Source organism: Paenibacillus kribbensis, from assembly GCF_002240415.1.
Classification (GTDB): Bacteria; Bacillota; Bacilli; order Paenibacillales; family Paenibacillaceae; genus Paenibacillus; species Paenibacillus kribbensis.
The window spans coordinates 4,025,707-4,044,877 of record NZ_CP020028.1; the positions used below are offsets into that span (position 1 = coordinate 4,025,707).

Consider the following 19,171-nt stretch of genomic DNA (forward strand, 5'->3'; position numbering starts at 1 on the left):
AATAATAATACCGGACATGTTTTTTGCTCTCAATTAACTTTATTATTTCCTATTGACCCTTAACATTCTTTACAGTTCCAGCAATGGCCTGATAGGGTCTGATAATAGATTCATGGTGAGGATTATTAGCAAAATTCTTAATAGTTTTATAAGGTCTTCTATTAAAATTATTTATTCCTCCTATATTTTTAATATATGGACCATAATTTTGATCGTAATCCCATTCTCCATCTAACGTTTGAATAAACAATTCTCCCAAGAAATAGCTTGATAATACGATAGTTTCCTCCGTCGGCTCTGAAATTAGCAAAAATTCGATGGTTTTTAATGAATTTTCATCTTTAAAGTCTATGTTATTTACCTCAACAAATTTCTGTAGCTTCTCAAACCATCCTTTATCCAAAAAATTTGCAGGAGGAAGCGTATCTTTAGGCACATTCTCTTCAAACCATTTTAGAGCATGCTGATCAATAATCTCTTCTAGGGTGATGAATATATCTCGTAATGACTCTTCATCCTCATAGTAATGCAATTTCTCCATCTTTGATCCATCAATGAAATAAAAACTATAAACTGACTCTGCCTCAGTCATAAAAGTAATCCGAAGCGCATTTTCTGACCAATAGCTTTTTTCAATTTGTATCGTTTCCTTAAATCCATTGACTACCCTAGTGAAAATCCATGTATTATTTAAATACTCGTGGGCAAAATTCAGGTTTTCTAGTTTCTTCCCTATAGTTTGTTTAATAATCTTGGATATTTTCACGCAACATTCTCCTTAGAAAATCATTAGTACTTGTGGACTAAGTTTCAAAAGTGAAATCACATGGAATTTCATTTTCATACTCACATGTGGTCAAAATAACTTTACTAGTTAATTATAATCATTCAAGAGCTCGCGATTCACTCTTTTAATTTCCTTAAGGCACAAATCAATTTTTTCTAAATCTATGACTGTTTTATCAATACCAGCTACAAAAAACAGCTTAAGCCAAAAAGCATCTTCTTGAGCATAATTGTTAATTGCCTGTTCAATATTCTCTTCTGTTAATGACTTCACAATAATATCTGGTGGCGATGCAGGAATAAAATTAATATTCTCTTTGGCCATATAACTGATTTAGATTTTTTGGAGTACATACAACCACAGAAATATTAGTCTCATCTTCAAGTTCAATAAATACATCTATATTATCATCCTCAATATCTTCTAGCTGAGAGAGTGGGGTTGGATAAACAATTTTTTTTATTCTCATTTGGACCTCCTCATTTACTGTAAACTTTGTATAAAATATTAATAACTATTTGTTCGTTAGCCTTATTAGCCTTAGCCAAGATGGTCATTTGACCATTATTCATTTTGAAAAATACTCTTGCTCCTTCTTTCCCCAATATCTCTTGTTAAATTTTTCGTTCCAATTCCCGGATTAACATTTCCCTTAAGGAATTTAGCCACAAGCTCATGGATTCTTGCTCATTTGTTGAGCTGCTTTTACCAATCCTGCCTCATTTTTAATTAAACTTGTGGCTTTTTCAATTCTTGTTATTGACCCAAAAGCTATTGATTCGATCGTTTCTTGCATTTCAGCATCTTGCCTAAAAATGCTTCTTGTAGCTTCCATGTAGCCCATTCATTATTTTCCGTGGAGTAACAATCCGATTCAACTTGTCATACGTAAAGGAATCTTCTACACCATTTCGAGATAGAAAGAGACCACATGCAAATATTCCACATGTGGTCTTTACAGAGTATTTTACCTATAGAACTTCTAATTGTTCGCAAACGACTATCACGAAAAAAATCAGTTAAAAAGACGCAGAGAATCTAACAAAAAGGTGCGATTATTTTCATTTTTCACATCAGCTATCTTATCTTTTATCAATTGTTTACATATTTCCTTTTGTGTACTAGAGAGATTATTAGCTACGCCACTTATCAATTGAAAAGAATGTCTGCTGACTTCAAAGTTATCATCAAGTAAATCTGTTATTGTAACAATATGGGGAACAATATCAAAAGATTCTAAAGCATACAATAACGTTCCTCTACTCCCTTCTGTTTTTGGGTGTTTCAGTACATTGATAAGTGGTAAAATAGCTTCTTGATTCCTTATATCAGCTAATGCAATAGCGATTGCATTTCTTAATATTGGACTATCAGTTGATCCAAGATGCTTAATCAGTATAGATGTAAATTCATTATCTCTCTTTTCACCCACTTCTTCTATCATCTTCACTGCTTCCATTAAATCCCCATTATTTATAACATTTTCTAAAAGTAATTTATTCACTTCGTCTCCACCTTATTTTACATTTGGCTTACCAATCGACGTCCAGTATTCATATATTGCTTTAGCCTCTGCACTATCTTCGATATCATTACCACCATATTCTTTCTTGCCCGATCTGTGCCACCATTTTTGAAATTCTTTATCATTATAGCCATACCAATTATCACGGGTTGACTTTGCTCCTCCTCTAAATTCTTTTCCCTTTTTAGCAAATAGCTGTAAATCCATCTTAAGCATATAAGTCGTAGTTTGCTCTACACTTTTTTTACCCAATGTCTTAACTGCAAGAGAGGCTGCAGCTTTATAAGACAAAGTAAATGTACCATCAAATAAAAAGAATAATGGATCTTCTAGAAAAGGAACCTCATTTGCGCTACCTTTAAGTAATTCATTATACTGATCCTTATTCACAATAGGATAGTAAACATTAGATAAATAGTTAGTTCGATTTACATAAGTTTGATATTTCAATCTAACAAAGTTAGCAGCATCATGTGCACTTTGCATTATAAGTGGATTTCTGTGAACAACTCCAAGTTGAAAAATAGCCTTATACTTATTAATTGAGGCGCTATCATTTGCACTATAGTTAGTACCTATTTCAGTATACATATGTCCACTAGGATCAACAAACCTCAAAGGATTATTCTTCACATACGTATACAAGTTCAAACTCGAAGGATTATCCTGCTCACCCTCATACGTATCTTCATTAATGAACCTTCCACTATCAGGATCATACCATCTGGCACGCAAATATTGTAATTCCGTTGTATCATCCCATAGTTCGCCTGAATATCGGAATGGGTTGTGGACTTTTTCTTCCTTGACCTCTTCATTGCCCCAGATATCATATTGATATTGATTTAGCAAGGCTCCGGAGGAATCCCTGATTTCAATAATATCTCCGTGACCATTGTAGACGGGATAGGCTTCCGTTTGATCCGCATAAGCTATAGCCTCTAATTTGAGACCTCGAATATAATTGGCTTTTAAAACAGGTTTTCCATTTTCAATCGTAGCTTCTGCTATAATTTGCGCACTGTTTCCATCGTAGTAGTATCGGGTATGAACGCCATCCTGTATACGGTCTGTCAGTAATCCATCCCCGTTGTATCGGTACTCTACGAGCTTTCCGTCGACCTTGACTTGCGTCAATCGGTTCTGATCGTCAAAGCTATTCTCCCTCGGCTTCGTATGCGGAGCTCTCTCTGTTTCCATCGTAAGACGGTTCCCTCTGGCATCATACGAATAAGCATCCTGATTTTCGGTAGAGGTAGCAATCCGATTCAGTTTGTCATACGTAAAGGCATCCTCTACACCATTTTGAATACGCTTCGTGATATTTTTACCAGGATCATAGCTATATTGGAAGCTGTTCGTTTCCACATCAGATCGTGTGTGCTTTAATTCAACTAACTCAATCCCATTATATTGGTTTTGCTGGCGATAACCATTTGCAGATACTGTTGAATCCAGCAATCCATTTTTGGTATAGGTATATTCCGAAACGGGCTTATTTCTTGTGTTGCCTACGGTCTTCAATCTGTTCAATTGATCATACGTATAGTTTACTTGTTCGCCAAATGGTCCTGTCATTTCAGTTCGATTGCCATTCGAATCATACTGATTAGAAAGCTTTAACCCATCCGGGTAAGACAAGGTGTTCAGTTGCTCCGTATACGGGTCATACGCATAGGATGTTGTACCCGTTTGATCTGTCATGCTTAGGCGTTTGCCTGCAGCATCATATACGTAGCTGACAGTCTCATCTTTACCTACACGCGACTTTAATCGATTACGGCTATCGTATTCAAAAGAAGTTACATTCCCGTTGCGGTCTATTTTCTTGGATAAGTTCCCATTGAGATCAAAATAGCGCTTTTCGATCTGGTCCTTCGCGTCTTTGGTTTGAATGACTCTACCCAGTTCATCATACGACTTGACTTTAGCTTGACCATCCGGATATGTGATCCGAGTGAGATTACCCAGCATATCGTAAGTGTACTTCGTCGTTTCGCCATTAGGCTCCGTCACCGCTGTTTGGTCACCCAAGGCATTATACGAAAACTGAGTCTCATTTCCATTCGCATCGGTCTGTTTCAAAATCTGATCGCTTACAGCATCATACTCTATCTTGGAAGTTATTTTCTCAATACCGTCCATGGCTGATTTTTCTTTATTTTGTACCAAACGGTTCCATTTATCGTAGATTTGAATTTGTTCATTAAGCTCACCGTCTCGTTGAATTACTTGACGAAGAGCATCATCATACTTAACTGCTGCTTCTGAACCGTCCGCATAGGCTGTCGAGGTTGTACGGCTCCAAGCGTCATAGCCATAGCGTGTCAGATGCCCAAGTGCATCTTCACTGGACACTAATCTTCCGTTAGCGTCATAAGCTGACTTGGACTTGATCACGTAATCGTTACCTTCGAACAATCCTGACTCGATATTCCAGCCCAAAGCATTGTAACGTGTTTTGGTTCTTATCCCCAGCTCATTCGTAACCGTTACGGTGTTCTCAAGATCATCATAGGCTACACGAATACTTTTACCGTCCGGATAGGTTACGGCTTTTACGCGATCAAGAGCATCGTATTGATACCCGGTTTTCTGACCTTTCCCATCCAGCGAGGAAGTGATTAAACCAGTTGACTTATCATAATCAGACTGAATGGTTACTGTAGATTTTTCACCATTAATATTTGTAACCTCTACACTTTGTTTCGTTGGAAAAGCATGGTCGTAACTGCTGCTATATTCCGTTGTTGTAGTCACAGATTTGTTACCATTAGCAATCGTCTGAACCGTTGTATTTCCGTAAGCATCGATACCCGAATAATTTACTTTTTGAAGTAATTCTCCCCCGGAATGATCTTTGGAGACGATGACCTGCGTTACTTTCCCTTGTGGGTTACGCGTGTACTCTGTAACTCCAGTGCTTTGGGAATCAATCGGTTCCGTAACGGTTTTAATCCTGTGCTTGTCGTCATACATATACGCAGTTTGAGAACCTTTTTCATCCACTGAGCTTGTAATATTACCGTAATCATCATATTCAGCAGTCGTTGTCAAAACGTCTCCATTTTGATTATTGCTGGACGAAGTACGGGTTGGTACAGGTACGGTATAGGCTTTGCCTGTCACCTGCTTGCCGTATTGATAAGCTGTGCTTTTTTCAGAATCTCCTGCTTTAACCACAGATTGATCCAGATAATACTGTGGTGGCGTGTCTGCACTAATAAACTTTTTATTATAATTGAATGTTGAACGAACCAATCCATTGTCTGTTACGGTAGAGAACGAAGTATCTTTTACATAGCTCTCACCCATATCAGAATTATAATGAATCGTTTCCCGATTATAGTTTTCGGTTTGATTGTTTTCATATGTGATTTGGTCTACACGTGAGACCGCTCTATATGCCTCGTTTACCGAATTGGAGCCAATATAGCGTTTTACTGGCTGGTCTTCGTAAGTATACAAAGTAGAGGCTCCCGTAGGATGAAATACTTTGGTTAACAAAGCGTACGGATTAGAGATTTGTCTTTCAGGATGTGACGCACTCAAATTAAACTTGGCAGGTGCCAATGTATAGGAATATGTGGTTTTTCTGCCTTCGGCATCTGTCACTGAATCCAGTAATTCAACACCTTGCTCTGTATGTTTATGATAAACAACAGTGCGGTTTCCTTTAGATAAAGTAACATCTGTAGCCGTATATTGAATATCAATCGAGTTGCCGATCGCATCTTCTACCTTACTAAGCAATTTACGTTTATAAGTAGCATTGAGTTCATAATTGAACTTTATCGTGTTATGATATGCATCTTCAATTTGCAGCAACTGACCGTCTTTGGAAAAATATTGTTTTTTCGCCCCATCAATAGAAGTTAATACAGTAGCTGAGTTCTCCCCATTAACGGTTACTGAAGTGTCGGGAGTGAAGGTCAGTCCTTTCCAGTCGTAACCTTTGAGCTGGTCGCCCTCAATTTCATAGCTGCCACCATCCCCCAAGTGCATATACTGCTTGCCCTCTTTGGTTTCTACATAAGGCAAATTCCAGGACCACCCCTTACCCAGAGGGTTCAATTGATCTTCTAGTGCAGGATAGGTACGGTTTTGAAAGATAAATGAAGGTTGATAGGCTACAATCTCAGCAAAAACGGTAGCATCTGCATCTGCTGCAATATAGTATTTATTCCCATCGTCACCCGGAATTTCAGCCTGAGGACTGCTGTTAATTACATCCCTATAGTACTCAGCCTCAGCAATGGTTGTGAACAGCGCTGTCTGTCGGCGAACAGCCGTTTCCAGCCCCTCAGAAACAATCGTTTCAATTTGTGGTGAGCCCTCCATGGTAAAGGCCGTTCTTGTCCTTCCGCCTTTTCCGTTGCTAGTCCACTCGCTATAACCAATATCACTTATATAACCGGGTTTAGTAACGGTTCCGCTATAATCTTGCCTCCATTCCCGGGTATCAGCAGTTCCCTTATTGTAGACTGTTCCGGAATAATACGCTGTTCCTGATTCTGTACACATTGCTCTACCAGGAGAGTACATGGGGCATCTTGGATAAACAAGTAAAGACGATAAAGTTAAATCCCCTACATATGAATCCCTGTCGTAATGCATTTTAGAGTCTCCACATACCGGACTACGTGGAAAAGTTCGCGAAGCGTTGCCCGTACTATCATAATAGAACAAATTCATAACGCTGCACTGTTCCATGTATATATTTTTTGAACTAGGAGCCGTATATGATCCCTTGATGACTCTGGCTTGCCCATCTTTGCTTAAAGTTCCGGTAAACCCATCTTTACTATACTTAATAGAGTCCGGAAAAGCCTTCTCCCATTTTCCAGTCCTGGAGTCTTTCTCAGTCCTAGATTCCGAGGGTATAGTATAGGTTATTTTTTGTCCCGCCGCTTGGCTGGCAGCTTCATAAGTCGTGTAATTGCCTATAACTTTTGTTTCCGGCTGAAGATTATAGGTGTTCACATCAACATTCCCGTCCCCATTTGTGTCCTCTTGCACCCATCTTTTTTGCTGATAGGACACCTTGTACGACTTGGTAACAGGTTTCATCATCGCCTTAAAGTAGACATAATAGTTTTGCACAGCAGCACTGTTGTCAACAATTTCAGCGCCTTTGTCAAAAAATTGAGCCCGATTCGTATCATATTGACGCGTCAAGGAAAAACCAAGTCCATTTCGTCCAGGCAGAGTTAAATCTGTATTTTGCAGCGATAAGCTGCCTGATAAAGTGGATATCGATTCTTTATCATCGCCAACAGAATAAGGAGCTTCATTAAAAGAAGACTTATTGTATACTGGCGCTTCTTCTCTAATGGGTGGGAGCTGTGGCACATTCGCCATGAGACTTTGTTTCAGGAAGTCCACTTTATATACATCTTTGGTGACTGTGTTCGCAGGATCAAGGTCATCTGTTTGATAAACATCATCTGTAACACTATGAGAAATCAGGTTATCTAATGGAGCATCCGATAGCTTATTGTATACATCGCTTGTTACGGCTTGCGATTGGTTCTCTTCTGAAGGGAATAACGAAGCTACAGCCTGCTCGTAGCTTATATGATCTTGTTCAGCCATATATAACGCTGTATAAATTTGATTTAATGAATAACCTTTTCTTAATTGTTCCGAAAGAAAAGATGATGTGACTCCAAATCGGGCAGCCATTTGATCCACCGAGTATTGCGAATTGTCATTCCCCGCACCGAACACATTTGGAGGAACAAAGCCGCTAATTGTACCGAAAATAAATGTGATAATCATGATTATCGCTATATGACGTTTTGTTGTTCTAAATCGCAAGTTCTTCTCTCCATTCCCGACTTTAAATTAAGTTACTTATCATTTATTTGGTGTTGCTCATTTTTATAATCTGTATCAGGTTACCATTAGCATCGTAATGATATTGGAAAACAACCTGACCATCCTGTTCAATATGCTCAAGCCTTCCATTAGCGTCATATATATATTTATACTTTCTGGATAGGCCACTTTTAATGCTATTGCTAAACTCCGAATAGTTACCAGCCGCATCCTTGGCTTTTACTGCGAACTTATATATTTTCTGAGGTTCTAACTGGTCTACTTGAAAGGTTAATTCCTTGGTATTACCTATCATTTGACCATCACGATAAACATCGTAGCCAACAACTCCAACATCATCGGTAGATGCTTCCCAGGTTAGAGTAATGCTGTTAGGCGAAGGTCTGGAACCTACTAATTTCTTAGGTTTGGAAGGACTTGTTATATCCTTGGGCAAATCATCAATAGCCGGTATACGATCCAATCGGTCATTAAGCTGTTGTTTGTCTGTATCATTGAGATGCACTAGTAAAGTGCGGGCCATATTAATCTCAGTTTGTAATTTTGAAGCTTCTGCTTTTTCAACTGCCTGCGTAGCTGTCTTTAATTGTTCAGTATAGGCAGCTTTTGCATCAATGATTTTCTGTATGGCTACTACCCTTTCAACAAGCTTACCTTTTTCTGGATCTCGCAGCTTATTTATTAGCTCTACAGTTGCATTCACATCCGTCTGTAATTGGGTTGTCTCTGCTTGTGCTACCGCTGCTGTAGCTTTGGCCAGTTGTTCTACATAATGGGGATCATCCGAATCCGACCATTTAAAAACATAATAGTAACCCCTTGAAATCCCATTTTGCGGATATTCTGCAGGATCTGCGCTTGTTATCTGACCTACAAACTCCCGGTTGGTAAACGTATGAGCCCCTTCCTCTGTTAACGCTTCAGCAGTCATATATCTGGAGGAGAATCTAACAAAATATATATCGTTAGCTTTAAAATGAAGCCGTTCTTCACTTGGTACCCCCTTATAAAACAGCTCAAACAAAGAAGTTGCATCTGACCCTTTCATAAAAATTCGAAGAGCATTACCTGATTGCCAAGTAAAATAATCTTTTCTAGTTACATCTGGATTTACGTATTTTACAATTTGTGGCTCCTGCTTATAAAGCCAATCAATTACTGTAAATTTGCTAACCCCATCCGTTATACTTTCGGTGACAACTCCAGTTGTTTTCACTGTTTTGTAGCCGGTGAAGTCTCCATACACATTTGGGGTTTGGCTTAAAGCCTGAAAGAACCTTCGCTCTTCCATTTCTCCTTCTTTTGAATGTTTATCAATATCAAAACCCAGTTCTATTTGTCTTCCAGGTACTTCAGTCAGTTTATATGTCTTCACCTCAGTACCCTTGTACTTGTACCAAGTATAATAAAATCTACCCTTGTCCTTGTCCCAAGTACGATAATCTGCATAAGATACTCCACCGTTCCAGCCCAATGATGCTACTACCAGCACGGCTAGCATCAAAATTAATGGCCATTTTTTCAACATCATCTCTTAACCTCTTTTCTCCAAGTACACTCAGATAATCATTAGCATTATAACTTTTCAATAATTCTACTAACAGTTAAATATTAGAAGAAAGTAAATTACAAGCATCTGTAAAATAAGTATTGTTTCATGAATGAATTCATCTGTATTCAGGTGGATTGGCTCTCCTGTGTATAAATTGGCGACAGAGTCACTGGAAATCTCCCTTACATTCATCCCACTCATTGATTTAAAACAAACAAAATGTTATATTGTCTATAAAATAATCATCATTTAATCGAGGTGTTTGCTAAAATGGACCATTCCGAGCTATTTTGGAATGCTGGAATCGAGGAACTGAAGCGCGGATATATCCGTCAGGGAGAGCAGGTGGTCTGCCTGCTGGACGGACAGCGATACGAGCAAGGTATCATCTATCAGGACCAAGGGGTATTTTATGATGCGGAGAGATACATGCGTCTTCATATTGAGCGGACATATGGTTCGGTATTTGAATATTTGATCGGCCTGGACAAAAAGCTGACCGGGCTGACGGATCATCAGAATCGGCTGCTTCAGCTATTTTATCAAGGCATGGGCGATGCGGATATTCAAAAGGAAACCGGAATCGGCAGTGCATCAACCATCCGCAATCACCGCTTTGGACTCAAGGAAAAAGAAAGGCAGGCCAAGGTATTTCTCACATTAATGGAGCTGCTAAGGGAGAAGGACCGTCATGCTCCCTCCATCGTCGAAGTGCCGGTACGGGCACGGATGGTGGACGAACGCTACAACATTACGGAAGAAGAAAAGCAAAAGATACTCAAGAAGTATTTTCCGAATGGTACAGACGGGCGTCTGAAAACCTTCAAAATGCAAGAAAAGCACAAGCTGGTTGTGCTGCGTGAAATTGCGGGACGTTTCGTAAAAGGACAAACGTATCATGAGAAGGATATCAATGCGATTTTACAGGAAGTGTATGACGATTATGTAACGGTGCGCAGATATATGATTGAATATGGTCTATTGGCTCGCAAGCCGGATGGCAGTGAATATTGGCTGAAAGATTATTAATGGACAACGTTTATATATTAGGAGGATTCGACAATGAACCGAAGAAAAGAACTGGTACAGCAGTACATGGAGATAAAAACCGAGGCTGGAATCTATTGCATTCGCAATACACACAATGGAAAAATGCTTGTCGCTTCTACGCCGAATTTAAAATCGCTGAACGGCCGTCGTTTTGAATTGCAGATGGGCGTATCTAAAAATAAACAACTGCAACAGGAATGGAATGAGTATGGCGAGGATGCGTTTGAATTTGAAGTGCTGGACATTTTGAAGAAAAAGGATTCAGAGTTCTTCGATGTCAAAGATGCACTGGCGAAGCTGGAGCAGACTTGGCTTGACCGACTCCAGCCTTATGGGGATAAAGGATATTTGTAAAACCACTTTTAAGGAGCAGCCATCTGGAGCCTTCGTTATCTGGATCAATGAAGGCTTCTATACGGTGAACCTAATTTAATAATCCCCAGCCAATTCCAACCAGCACTCCATTAATTAGTAATAATGCAATACATGCTCTCCACTTGTTGACTTCATCTGTTTGAAAAAATCCGGGCACTTTTCCCTGGCACATGAACAAAGTAAAAGCCAGATTCCAAATAATGCGCATACCATACTTTACGTAATATAGAGCAGGACTCAGCTGTACACCGCCCAATATGGGCGAGACATCCGGAATGAACAGAATGGCACACGCATAATACATAGTCTCATATGTAAAATAAAATACAGCCAGCCACCAGGCCCACTTCTTGCCAAACAACATACCAACACCGGCAGTCGTTCCGGCCAAACCAAGCAAAGCAATGAATCCTTGAAACATCCCCCTGCAAATCCCTATCAACGTAGAAGCCTCATTCAACTCATTGAGTATCAATAGCTGTGTCACCATCAGAAGAGCCCCATTAAAAATCAGTAAAATAGCTGCAATGCTTACACCTAAAGGTCGTTCAAGAGCTGTGTTCGTTACATATTCCTCTACTTCTTTTTTGGTATATAAATCCGACACTTCTTCTACTCTCCTAACCCAATGATATACATCCATTTTCGGGCGGCTATAATAACAGTATGTTCTCGCCTCATTCCCATATATCGGCATTCAAAGAAATATGATTTAGATTAATAGAATCCCAAATAGAGTAATATCTACCCTTATACTACCATTCCAAGATTGAATCTGACAAATAAAAGCACTAAAGTATTAATAAATCCCCGCCAAGCCTCCCGTAACTGCACCTGTTGCGTCCGTATTCTTACTCTAAAAACGTTAAAGCCCTACCCAAGCCGTAAACAATGCTATCCTTGGGTAGGGCCAGTTTATTTTCTAAGTATATCATGGATGGAAATAGCGTTTTATTGCGAATCCTCCGTCCGCACATAAGAGGCTAAAGGAATATTCAGCCCGCGAATGCCCTGAGCTACCAGTCGGGCTATTTGCTCCGCGCCATACTCCTGAAAATGCGTATCATCCTTCACCCCATCAGGAAATGCAGGATACACCCCTGGCTCCACATGTAAAAATAGCGGGAGTGTTCCTTCCAGGCCAAGTGTATTGTAATATTCTACACTCAAGCGGCTAAGATCAACCAGTGCAACACCTGTCTCGGCTGCCGTTTCCTTCATGGCCTTCACATATTCCGGGAAGCTAATCCGAAAGGAAGCACTTGCCGCATCATAATCCCGACGACCCACAGGAGTAATTAACACTGGTATCGCCCCACGTTGTGTGGCTCCTTGAATGTAGGTTTTCAAGTAAACCTTGTAATCTGCGGGTGAAACATAGCGCTCTTGATTGTTGATCGCCGCATCATTATGACCAAACTGTATGAGCAGATAATCCCCGGGCCGGATATTTCTCAATATATCATCCAGCCGTCCCTGCACCAGGAAGGTCCTCGTGCTTCGTCCACCTATAGAACGGTTCACAAATGTAGTCTCATCCGTAAAAAACGGCGCAATCATTTGACCCCAGCCCGCCTGGGGCTTCATGGAGGGCTTATAGGTTTGAACCGTAGAATCTCCGGCAAGGTATACCGAAGGATGCTCTCCAGCCGTTCGAGCTTCCTTGGGCGTAATAACCAAAGCGTTAACCTTCGGATCATTTCCCGAGAAGTACAATTCCAGCTGACCGTCAATAAGGGCGAGCTCAAATCCTGCCTCGACAAATTGGCCTGCTGCTTTGGTGGTTGGCTCCACCTTAACGATGGATTCGGCTTTTACAGTGATATCTGTGTTTCCGGCTGCATCTCCGGCAATCAGGGAAAGCGTGTAATCCGCAGGTGGTAAATTGACGACAAAGGATGAGCCGTGAACACGAACAAAATCCGAGCGAATAGCATCACTTCCACCACGATCCTCTTCGCTTACCTTGGACAGATCCATAAATCCGTAGCCTCGCTCAGGCGTGTAAGCATCCTTGGCGGTGACCTGGGTATATCCGTCAGCAACGTTCCCCGGACCAAAGTCAAAACGAAGAGACGCCGCAAGCTGTTTTTCAGCCAGTGCCTGCCCTGGAACAAGTATGGTCGCAAACAATAAGCTAAACCCTGCGCATAATCCAATCATCTTGCCGAACAACCTGTGACGTTTTCCCTTTTGTTTCAAGCGCAACCCTCGCTTTTCAAGTTATTTGAATAATTTAGGTGGTTTGAGTGATTTGGGTGATTTGTCGTCGTCTATTCGTGATTGTTCCCTGCCAGCTTTTGGCAGATTTGATCCAGCGTCCAGGATACCACAATACCAACCGTATACCTGATCAGATCAGCGGTCAGGAATCCTCTGCCAAGCACCAGTCCGCCCAGCGTTGTCGCCCGAATGTGGTTGATCCAAGGAGCCTGGTACATCTGACTGAACTCAATGGCGAAGCAAAACAGCAAGCTGCCCCACAGGGCTACAGACAATTGACGATCTACCCACAGCATTCTCAGCCCAAAGTAAATCATGCACGCCCACAAGGCATCTCCAAAGTGACTGGCAACGAATTCAGGCAACCGGGAGGAGAATACCCGGCTTCCCAAGCCCAATAAGATAGCGACCAGTACGACAACCAGATACACAGCGCGTTTTTTCCAGCGAGACTTCACCTGTATTGCCCGATTTGCGTGCCTGCTGACGCTTTTACGAACGCTTATCAAGCTAAATCACCTGTCCTAACACTGGAAAATCTCCGTTAGGCTGCTGGAAATTCGTCAAGCTTCTCCTTGGGATAGCGCTTGCAAAAATGCCAAACCTTATGCTGATGTCATATTGTATGCACACCAGCTTGTCTATATTTTTCATCTTATAATTAATCATCATGAGCCTCCGCAATAGATGCTAAAATTCAATACCGCGCACCTTGGCAAAAACCATCTGGTGTGCCCATTTTCCTTCTTCGTCATATTCGACGTTCCTTAAAATACCCTCCAAAGTAAAGCCTGCTCGTTCCGCTACCTTGGCGCTGCGTGTATTTTTGGAATCACAACGAATCTCCAGCCTGTTTGCCTCCAAATGCTGTATAGCAAAATCCGTAATACCATGAACTGCCTCCGTTATAATGCCTTTCCCGGTCCATGATGTTCTGAGCCAATACCCGATTTCAAATCTGCGTGTATCCCAATCGATACGATGCAAGCCGCTGCTGGCTACAAATTCTCCCGAAGCCGTATCAAATACATACAGCATCATGTTAGACCGCTCCAGAAATTGAAGTCTGGCTTCGCGTGACCGGATCTCGGATTCCTCCAGTGTAGGAAGGTTTCTCGCAAAAGGAAGCCACGGTCGAAGTTCATTCACACTCTCACGGATCGCTTCATTGACCGTTGCTCCATCCCCCCACTGCGGAGCGCGAATCGTCAATCGTTCCGTCTGAAATTGCTCTGGAAACGATAGCAGGATAGGCTTGGTATGATCGTTTGATTCATGCCTATGATGCTGTATGCTCATGATGCTCCCTCCTCCGTATTCGCCGAATAGCTTTGACGATCCAGCCAAGTGATGATTTCACGCAGACTCCCAATCTGATCGTCTGGTACGATGCCCTTTTCCTCCCACGGCATAAAACCTTCCAGCCAGATGGTATGCAGGCCTGCACTTTGCGCACCACGAATATCATTTGTCGGATGATCCCCAACATACCACGCATGACCAGGGTCGGCAATTTCCAGCTCCTGTAGAGCCAGCTCGAATATTCGGGGATTAGGCTTCTCAATGTGCACGCCGCCTGATACGATAATGGAATCCACATAATCCCTCAGCATCACCCGGTCGATTTTCGCTTGCTGCGAGCGGAGTGAGCCGTTGGTGATAATACCCAGCTTCAACCCGCGTGACCGCAGCTCGGACAGCACTTCCTTGGCCCCGTCCATCAGTACCGTAAACTTATGAAATTCACCATACCAAAAGCCCAGCATCTCTTGTACTGTCGTATCGGGATTTTTCAACTCCAAATCTGCATGCAGCTCGGTATACAGCTCCCTCTTGTCCCGATATCCGTCCTGATCCGCCAGACGCATCCGTTCGATTACAGCTTCCCGCTTTTCCGGACCTTCTGCCACAATAAATCGTTCCACAAAGCGCTCCGCATATGCCGCAAACGCCTGTTTACGATGAATTAGCGTATTATCCAAATCAAAAATAATCGCTTCTACAGACATAAGCAACTCCCCTCTTCCATCCTCTTACACCGAAGAACTGGAAACAAATTGAACAACTCCGAGCGCAAAAAACAAGAAAAAAACAGACAAGAGGATGATAATCATATACTTCATGAGTCTCCCGGAGGTCGATCTGCGTTCCAGCTTCGCCTCGATGTGAGCCAATCTTTGTTTGATTTCTTCCAAATCCTGTTCCACCTTCACGTCCTATTCCCTCTCTTTCGTTTTGATTTACTCCTGACCGTTATCGACCGGATTGGGGTTCCACATTTCATATCATCCCCACCGGTCTTTCCCAAAAATATGTACTTCTTTCTAGTGTAATCCAATAGGAAAAGAAATCCAAGACCTATCCGCAATGCATTGCTGAATAAGGCTTGGATGATATGAAGGATCTTTTTATTAGAATATATAACTTCTAAACATGCTGTCCATTCACCTGAATCTCTACGGCTACCAGCTGTCCCAGCCAATCCCGCATACGACTCCACGCAAAACACTGCTCCATGTGAAATACACCATAGGGAAGTTCTGAACGGTACAAAGCCAGCGCTGCAAACACAGCTGCCTTGGCGGTTAAATTGGACTGCTGGTGCCCCCTTAGTTGGCACTCGACCTCCGTCTGCTTGTCTTTGAGGGTTCCCCGTGCATCTACCTTGACCGCTACACCATTCCCTCCAAGATGCAGTTTGCTGAAGCTGCGAACCACTACATCCCGCACGGATTGCTGTCGGAGCAAGCCTGATAACCCTGTGGTTCGCAGTCCTGCCAGCAGCCGGGTAGTCAACCGCGAATCAAAGCAAAGGCGTGTGCTAACCGTGGGAATACCGAGTGTACGAGGAAGTATCTGCTGGTCCGAGAATGGAAAACGATACGCCCGATGGCGGCCCACTCCTGCACCGAAATCAGCCACTTTGCCGTCGGTAAAGCTTTTTCGCATCACCGGACGTCCCTCTTCCATAACCTCCAGGTCCGTATGAATCTGATCCACTGTCCATTCAATAGCAGCCTGACCGTGCTCATCCCCCAAGCCCAGCATCAGAGATATGTTCAGCTCTTCCGTCTGATCCATAAGCTGTGTCGCTTGCAACGCCAGCAGATTGGTCAGTCCAGGAGCTAATCCCGCGCTTAACAGGGCTGTGGTCTGATAAGCTCGTGCCTCCTGATGGCACTGCTCCACCTGATGCAAAAAAGCTCCATTGGCGGTAATATCCATGTAATGCGCGCCATGCTGCAGGCAGGCACGTACCAGGGCTGTATTTTCCTGATCCAGACACATGATAACGACTTTAACCTGTTCTAGTATTGACGGAGCAATTGGCTCATGAATATTTAGCTGCATAGGCTGTACTTTACCTGCTGTTTGCTGGCTAAATTCAGTGGCGCGCTCCAGACTACGTCCTGCGGCAAACACCTTGCCGGGGAACCATTTACTTAACTCGATGCATATTATTTTTCCGACATGACCATATCCGCCAATGATGATGATATTATCCTTTGCCATGAGCTGCCTCTCCCCCCTTAACCGCAAACCACGCATTCACTAAAAAAGCGCCATAATACCGGGTAATGTGGGAAAAGCCTGCATCCGCCAGCATTTCCTGTATTACCGTATTGGACACCGGGTCTGACCCACTGCCGATGGATGCGGCGAATCGCTCCCAGTCCTCCAGAGGAATGCCCTGATTCAGCATATGGCCTTTCCACGCCTGCATTTGTATTGAGAATGCAGGCTCTTGCGGATTCCCATTGATAGAAGCTAGACAAAAAGGCGCACCCGGCTTGAGACGAGCGGATATCTGGTGTAGCAATGCCTGTTTGCTCTCCAAGCCCTGAAGAAAATGAAGCACCAGCAGGCAGGTAGTAGCGTCATATAACGGATTTTCGTAGGGCTGTTTGGGCTGTTTGGGCTGTTTGGACTGTTTGGACTGTTTTTCAGACTGCTCATTGCGCTGTATACACAGCAAATCTCCCAACGTACCTGTAACAAACGATATTTTTGAACCGATACCCGCTTGCGTCACACGCCTGCGTGCCAAATCCAGCATGTACTCAGAGGGATCAACTGCCGTAAAGGACCACGTTTCATGCCGTCCTCCAAGCGTAATTAGCTCCTGCCCCCCTCCCGCTCCGACAATCAGGACCTTCGGTTCTGTGGTCTGCGCATAGGCTTGTGTCTCCAGCTGTGCGGATATCAAACGATCTGTCATTTCATATAAATGGGCGTATCCCGGTATTTTTAAAGCAATCGTATCGGCGTACTTATGCACACTTGGATGATTCCAGCTCATGGGTTGGGATGAATCTGTATTTTCGGTATGGATATGCTTCATTGATGGCTCCCTCCAAACATTTGGCCTTGATCTTCCCCGACCATTCCTATAATGTAGATTTAATTAAGAATCATTCTCAATTATAAAGGCCATACGTATATCCACCATCCCATAAATGTGGGATTTCGATGGGAGCAGCTTATGAACGTACACTTTACACAACTGGCACAGCTTAAGGACGCTCGACAGCAAACGTACAAGCATACGCTAATCGACCGCTTGCGTACTCAGGTTTCTTTCGATGCTGCGTGCTGCACCTCGGTAGATCCGCATACACTGCTTTCTACGGGGGCATTTACGGAATCGGGTGTGGGACACATCCATAACAAGCTGCTGGAATACGAATATTTGCACGACGATATGATGAAATACGATCAGTTAGTGCGAGAAGGACGATCCATAGCGACACTACACGGGGCTACACAAGGGCAGCCGGATCGGAGCAGACGGTTTAGAGAGGTTTTACACCCCGCCGGATTCGTGGATGAGCTGCGTGTTCCGTTTATGTACAAGGGAAGCTGTTGGGGATTCCTTACGCTGTTCCGCCACCATACACAGCCTGCGTTCAGTACCGAGGAGCAACAACTGCTTGAAGCACTGGCGCCGTCCATAGCCTATCATCTACGTCAAGCCAGTGTCGGCTTGTGCCCAGTTCCCAGCACGACTACGGAAAATGAAATGGAGCCAGGGGTTCTGGTGCTTTCTGACAAATTAATTCCGATTTCGTCCAATATAACAGCAGAGCAGTGGCTAAAGCTGCTTCGTCAGCAGGAGGGAATCGATGGGAGCGTACTTCCCGGTCCGAGCGGTCTGCTTGCGAGCGCTATCCACAGCCCTCCCGCCGTTCGGGCAAGCTTCCGTCACATCCACTCCAAAGGCCAGATTATGTATTCCCTCCGCAGACGCTGGAATCCCTTGGGTAACACTCAGGGCCACCCTCCTTCAAGGGAGACAGGGACATATAGGCGAGAACCAGCTAGCCGTATGGTTTGAGCCTGCCAAGGCAAACGATATGCTACCGCTTATGGCAGAGGTGTATGCATGGTCCGAGCGAGAGAGACAGATTGTCCAGCTCATTGTTCAAGGCTTTTCGACCAAAGAACTGGCAACCAAACTTCATATTTCAGCCTACACAGTGCAGGATCATCTGAAAGCCATTTTCTTAAAAACGGATGTAAGCAGCCGTCGTGAGCTGGTATGGAAGGTATATTCCAGATTCAATTAAATGCCAAAAAGACAGATGACCATCAAGGATCATCTGTCTTTGCATATTTGCTCTATCAAAATGCAGGGCCTATTGCTTTGAAGAGGATTTCGTATCATCGTATGACACTGGGGAAGGCTTCGCAATCCATTCGTCAGCCTCTGGCTCGATATCCACGCCGTTATCCAGCTTCGTTTTTTCCATCAAGGAATCTCCGTCCTCGTTCTTCTGATTGCGGATTTTCGCTTCGTCTTGCGTGTGGTCGCTCATGT

Annotated in this window: 17 protein-coding genes and 2 pseudogenes; 3 read left to right on the forward strand and 16 right to left on the reverse strand. The window is 43.0% G+C overall.

Going from position 1 to position 19,171, the window contains the following annotated elements:
* Positions 1–49 precede the first annotated feature (49 nt).
* The 7 genes from B4V02_RS17935 to B4V02_RS17960 form a co-directional block, all read right to left on the reverse strand.
* Positions 50–766 carry a hypothetical protein gene (locus B4V02_RS17935; protein ID WP_094155813.1) on the reverse strand — a complete coding sequence of 239 codons (717 nt, stop codon included), beginning with the start codon at positions 764–766 and terminating at the stop codon, positions 50–52.
* A 108-nt stretch (positions 767–874) separates the two neighbouring features.
* Positions 875–1,111: a hypothetical protein gene (locus B4V02_RS26750; protein ID WP_244188354.1), complete on the reverse strand. Its 237-nt coding sequence runs from the start codon at positions 1,109–1,111 to the stop codon at positions 875–877.
* Complete coding sequence (locus B4V02_RS26755; protein WP_244188355.1) at positions 1,092–1,256, reverse strand: hypothetical protein; 165 nt, start codon at positions 1,254–1,256, stop codon at positions 1,092–1,094. The genes B4V02_RS26750 and B4V02_RS26755 overlap by 20 nt, the downstream gene beginning before the upstream one ends.
* Positions 1,257–1,460: 204 nt before the next feature.
* Complete coding sequence (locus tag B4V02_RS25940) at positions 1,461–1,631, reverse strand: hypothetical protein (RefSeq protein ID WP_167383766.1); 171 nt, start codon at positions 1,629–1,631, stop codon at positions 1,461–1,463.
* A gap of 171 nt (positions 1,632–1,802) precedes the next feature.
* Positions 1,803–2,291 (reverse strand): HEAT repeat domain-containing protein, encoded by a 489-nt coding sequence (locus B4V02_RS17950; protein WP_094155814.1) that lies wholly within the window; start codon positions 2,289–2,291, stop codon positions 1,803–1,805.
* A gap of 12 nt (positions 2,292–2,303) precedes the next feature.
* Complete coding sequence (locus tag B4V02_RS17955; RefSeq protein WP_341865693.1) at positions 2,304–8,093, reverse strand: RHS repeat-associated core domain-containing protein; 5,790 nt, start codon at positions 8,091–8,093, stop codon at positions 2,304–2,306.
* 82 nt (positions 8,094–8,175) lie between these two features.
* On the reverse strand, positions 8,176–9,684 hold the full coding sequence (locus tag B4V02_RS17960; protein WP_244188357.1) for a fibronectin type III domain-containing protein: 1,509 nt from the start codon (positions 9,682–9,684) through the stop codon (positions 8,176–8,178).
* A 291-nt stretch (positions 9,685–9,975) separates the two neighbouring features.
* Between B4V02_RS17960 and B4V02_RS17965 the strand changes: the two genes are divergently transcribed.
* Positions 9,976–10,734, forward strand: coding sequence for a DUF2087 domain-containing protein (locus B4V02_RS17965; protein ID WP_094155815.1), 759 nt, complete (start codon positions 9,976–9,978; stop codon positions 10,732–10,734).
* Positions 10,735–10,767: 33 nt separating this feature from the next.
* Entirely contained in the window at positions 10,768–11,109 is a 342-nt protein-coding gene (locus B4V02_RS17970) for a GIY-YIG nuclease family protein (protein ID WP_094155816.1), read from the forward strand.
* A 70-nt stretch (positions 11,110–11,179) separates the two neighbouring features.
* On the opposite strand, the gene B4V02_RS17980 is transcribed toward B4V02_RS17970, so the two are convergent.
* The 8 genes and pseudogenes from B4V02_RS17980 to B4V02_RS18015 form a co-directional block, all read right to left on the reverse strand.
* The gene (locus B4V02_RS17980; RefSeq protein WP_007429489.1) at positions 11,180–11,737 is read right to left on the reverse strand and encodes a hypothetical protein; all 558 of its coding nucleotides are present in this window, start codon (positions 11,735–11,737) and stop codon (positions 11,180–11,182) included.
* Positions 11,738–12,081: 344 nt separating this feature from the next.
* Entirely contained in the window at positions 12,082–13,293 is a 1,212-nt protein-coding gene (locus B4V02_RS17985) for a rhamnogalacturonan acetylesterase (protein ID WP_094155817.1), read from the reverse strand.
* A gap of 60 nt (positions 13,294–13,353) precedes the next feature.
* A pseudogene (locus B4V02_RS17990) lies at positions 13,354–13,862 on the reverse strand (ribosomal maturation YjgA family protein).
* Between the two features lie 181 nt (positions 13,863–14,043).
* A complete protein-coding gene (locus tag B4V02_RS17995) occupies positions 14,044–14,652 on the reverse strand; it encodes a GNAT family N-acetyltransferase (RefSeq protein ID WP_094155818.1) in 609 nt (202 codons plus the stop codon).
* Entirely contained in the window at positions 14,649–15,362 is a 714-nt protein-coding gene (locus B4V02_RS18000; RefSeq protein ID WP_094155819.1) for an HAD family hydrolase, read from the reverse strand. Before B4V02_RS18000 ends, B4V02_RS17995 begins: the two co-directional genes overlap by 4 nt.
* 24 nt (positions 15,363–15,386) lie before the next feature.
* Positions 15,387–15,566, reverse strand: a complete 180-nt coding sequence (locus B4V02_RS18005; protein WP_094155820.1) for a hypothetical protein — start codon at positions 15,564–15,566, stop codon at positions 15,387–15,389.
* 214 nt (positions 15,567–15,780) lie between these two features.
* On the reverse strand, positions 15,781–16,866 hold the full coding sequence (locus B4V02_RS18010; protein WP_094155821.1) for a saccharopine dehydrogenase family protein: 1,086 nt from the start codon (positions 16,864–16,866) through the stop codon (positions 15,781–15,783).
* Positions 16,853–17,695, reverse strand: coding sequence for a class I SAM-dependent methyltransferase (locus B4V02_RS18015; RefSeq protein ID WP_094155822.1), 843 nt, complete (start codon positions 17,693–17,695; stop codon positions 16,853–16,855). Before B4V02_RS18015 ends, B4V02_RS18010 begins: the two co-directional genes overlap by 14 nt.
* A gap of 141 nt (positions 17,696–17,836) precedes the next feature.
* Here B4V02_RS18015 and B4V02_RS18020 point away from each other — a divergent pair.
* A pseudogene (locus tag B4V02_RS18020) lies at positions 17,837–18,920 on the forward strand (LuxR C-terminal-related transcriptional regulator).
* 69 nt (positions 18,921–18,989) lie between these two features.
* On the opposite strand, the gene B4V02_RS18025 reads toward B4V02_RS18020, so the two are convergent.
* Entirely contained in the window at positions 18,990–19,169 is a 180-nt protein-coding gene (locus B4V02_RS18025; RefSeq protein ID WP_007429480.1) for a hypothetical protein, read from the reverse strand.
* Positions 19,170–19,171: the final 2 nt, after the last annotated feature.